Source organism: Fructilactobacillus sp. X7R4C1 (assembly GCF_059901115.1).
The window spans coordinates 1-3,249 of record NZ_JBWXVD010000009.1; the positions used below are offsets into that span (position 1 = coordinate 1).

Here is a 3,249-nt window from a genome sequence, read left to right on the forward strand (position 1 = left end):
CGTCCTACCCTTGCAGGGGGCGATCCCCCAACTACTCTTGGCGTGCTGAAGCTTAACTTCTGTGTTCGGCATGGGAACAGGTGTATCCTTCAGGCTTTCGCCACCACACTTAGAAAGAACTTCGTTCTCTCAAAACTAGATAATATCTTCTCTGCCCGATTAACTTCCACTTCTTTTTGCTTGGTTAAGTCCTCGACCGATTAGTATTAGTCCGCTTCACGTATCACTACGCTTCCACTTCTAACCTATCTACCTGATCATCTTTCAGGGGTCTTACTTCCATAAAGGAATGGGAAATCTCATCTCGAGGCGAGTTTCACACTTAGATGCTTTCAGCGTTTATCTCATCCATACATAGCTACCCAGCTGTGCGCCTGGCGGCGCAACTGGTACACCAGCGGTATGTCCATCCCGGTCCTCTCGTACTAGGGATAGCTCCTCTCAAATTTCCTGCGCCCGCGACGGATAGGGACCGAACTGTCTCACGACGTTCTGAACCCAGCTCGCGTACCGCTTTAATGGGCGAACAGCCCAACCCTTGGGACCAACTACAGCCCCAGGATGCGATGAGCCGACATCGAGGTGCCAAACCTCCCCGTCGATGTGAACTCTTGGGGGAGATAAGCCTGTTATCCCCAGGGTAGCTTTTATCCGTTGAGCGATGGCCCTTCCATATGGTACCACCGGATCACTAAGCCCGACTTTCGTCCCTGCTCGACCTGTATGTCTCGCAGTCAAGCTCCCTTCTGCCTTTACACTCTTTGAATGATTTCCAACCATTCTGAGGGAACCTTTGGGCGCCTCCGTTACTATTTAGGAGGCGACCGCCCCAGTCAAACTGCCAACCAGACACTGTCTCCGAGCACGTTGAGTGCTCAGGGTTAGAGTGTTCACATAGCAAGGGTAGTATCCCAATGACGCCTCCGCCGAAGCTAGCGCTCCGGTTTCAATGGCTCCTACCTATCCTGTACAAGCTGTGCAAACACCCAATATCAAGCTACAGTAAAGCTCCATGGGGTCTTTCCGTCCTGTCGCGGGTAACCTGCTTCTTCACAGGTATCTTAATTTCACCGAGTCTCTCGTTGAGACAGTGCCCAGATCGTTACGCCTTTCGTGCGGGTCGGAACTTACCCGACAAGGAATTTCGCTACCTTAGGACCGTTATAGTTACGGCCGCCGTTTACTGGGGCTTCATTTCGGAGCTTCGCCGAAGCTAACTCTTCCACTTAACCTTCCAGCACCGGGCAGGCGTCAGCCCCTATACGTCATCTTACGATTTTGCAGAAACCTGTGTTTTTGATAAACAGTCGTCTGGGCCTCTTCACTGCGGCTGTCCGTTAGGACAGCACCCCTTCTTCCGAAGTTACGGGGTCATTTTGCCGAGTTCCTTAACGAGAGTTCTCTCGCTCACCTGAGGATACTCTCCTCGACTACCTGTGTCGGTTTGCGGTACGGGTAGTTATTAACTCGTTAGAAGCTTTTCTCGGCAGCGTGACATCAGTTGCTTCCCTACTATAATTTCGGTCCTCATCGTCGCTTGTCAACTCGATCAAAAGCATTTCTCTCTTGACCTGACTTACGACTTGAACATCCATCTCCATCAGGATGCACAACTTAGCCTTCTGCGTTCCTCCATCACTCAAACGTTAATAACTAGTACAGGAATCTCAACCTGTTATCCATCGTCTACGCCTCTCGGCCTCGACTTAGGTCCCGACTAACCCTGGGTGGACGAGCCTTCCCCAGGAAACCTTAGTCATTCGGTGAATCAGATTCTCACTGATTTTTCGCTACTCATACCGGCATTCTCACTTCTAAGCGCTCCACTAGTCCTTACGGTCTAGCTTCGTTGCCCTTAGAACGCTCTCCTATCACGCGACAAAGTCGCGTCCGCAGTCTCGGTAATATGCTTAGCCCCGGTAAATTTTCGGCGCAGAATCACTCGACTAGTGAGCTATTACGCACTCTTTAAATGGTGGCTGCTTCTGAGCCAACATCCTAGTTGTCTATGCAACTCCACTGCCTTTTCCACTTAGCATATATTTAGGGACCTTAACTGGCGGTCTGGGCTGTTCCCCTTTCGACGATGGATCTTATCACTCATCGTCTGACTCCCGGATATAAATCAATGGTATTCGGAGTTTATCTGAACTTAGTAATCCAAGACGGACCCCTTGTCCAAACAGTGGCTCTACCTCCATGATTCTAAACTCCGAGGCTAACCCTAAAGCTATTTCGGAGAGAACCAGCTATCTCCAAGTTCGTTTGGAATTTCACCGCTATCCACACCTCATCCCAGCACTTTTCAACGTACACGGGTTCGGACCTCCGGTGCGTATTACCGCACTTTCATCCTGGACATGGATAGATCACCTGGTTTCGGGTCTATGGCAACATACTTCAACGCCCTATTCAGACTCGCTTTCGCTTCGGCTCCGCTTTTTCAACTTAACCTTGCATGCAACTATAACTCGCCGGTTCATTCTACAAGAGGCACGCTATCACCCTTAAACGGGCTCTAACTGCTTGTAGGCACATGGTTGCAGGAACTATTTCACTCCCCTTCCGGGGTGCTTTTCACCTTTCCCTCACGGTACTGGTTCACTATCGGTCACTAGGTAGTATTTAGCCTTGGGAGATGGTCCTCCCGGCTTCCGACGACGTTTCACGTGTGTCGCCGTACTCAGGATCCTGAACTGAGGGAACCTGATTTCGTCTACTGGGCTATCACCATCTATGGCTCAGCTTCCCAACTGATTCGACTATCAGATTCTTTTGTAACTCAAATGTTCAGTCCTACAACCCCGACCAGTAAACTGATCGGTTTGGGCTGTTCCCCGTTCGCTCGCCGCTACTGAGGGAATCGAAATTTTTTTCTACTCCTGCGGGTACTTAGATGTTTCAGTTCCCCGCGTCTACCGCACGGCAGCTATGAATTCACTGTCGTGCAATCATCGACTAAGATGATTGGGTTTCCCCATTCGGAAATCTCCGGATCAAAGCTTACGTACAGCTCCCCGAAGCATATCGGTGTTAGTTCCGTCCTTCATCGGCTCCTAGTACCAAGGCATTCACCATGCGCCCTTAATAACTTAACCTGCATCACTTCGTGATGTAAGTTATTGAGTATTTGCGATTTAAACTATTTTAAAAAACTCAAATAACGTAGTGGTTATTTCTCGGTTAAAATTATAATTAAAATATAATTAATACAGAAAATAATATTATCTAGTTTTCAAAGAACAAAGT

2 rRNA genes are annotated in these 3,249 nt (G+C 49.0%); both read right to left on the reverse strand.

The features are described from left to right. Positions 1-108 (reverse strand): 5S ribosomal RNA (gene rrf, locus AC6UC9_RS06900); the annotation flags it as partial. Positions 109-180: 72 nt separating this feature from the next. Next, positions 181-3,098: ribosomal RNA gene (locus AC6UC9_RS06905) — 23S ribosomal RNA — on the reverse strand. Positions 3,099-3,249: the final 151 nt, after the last annotated feature.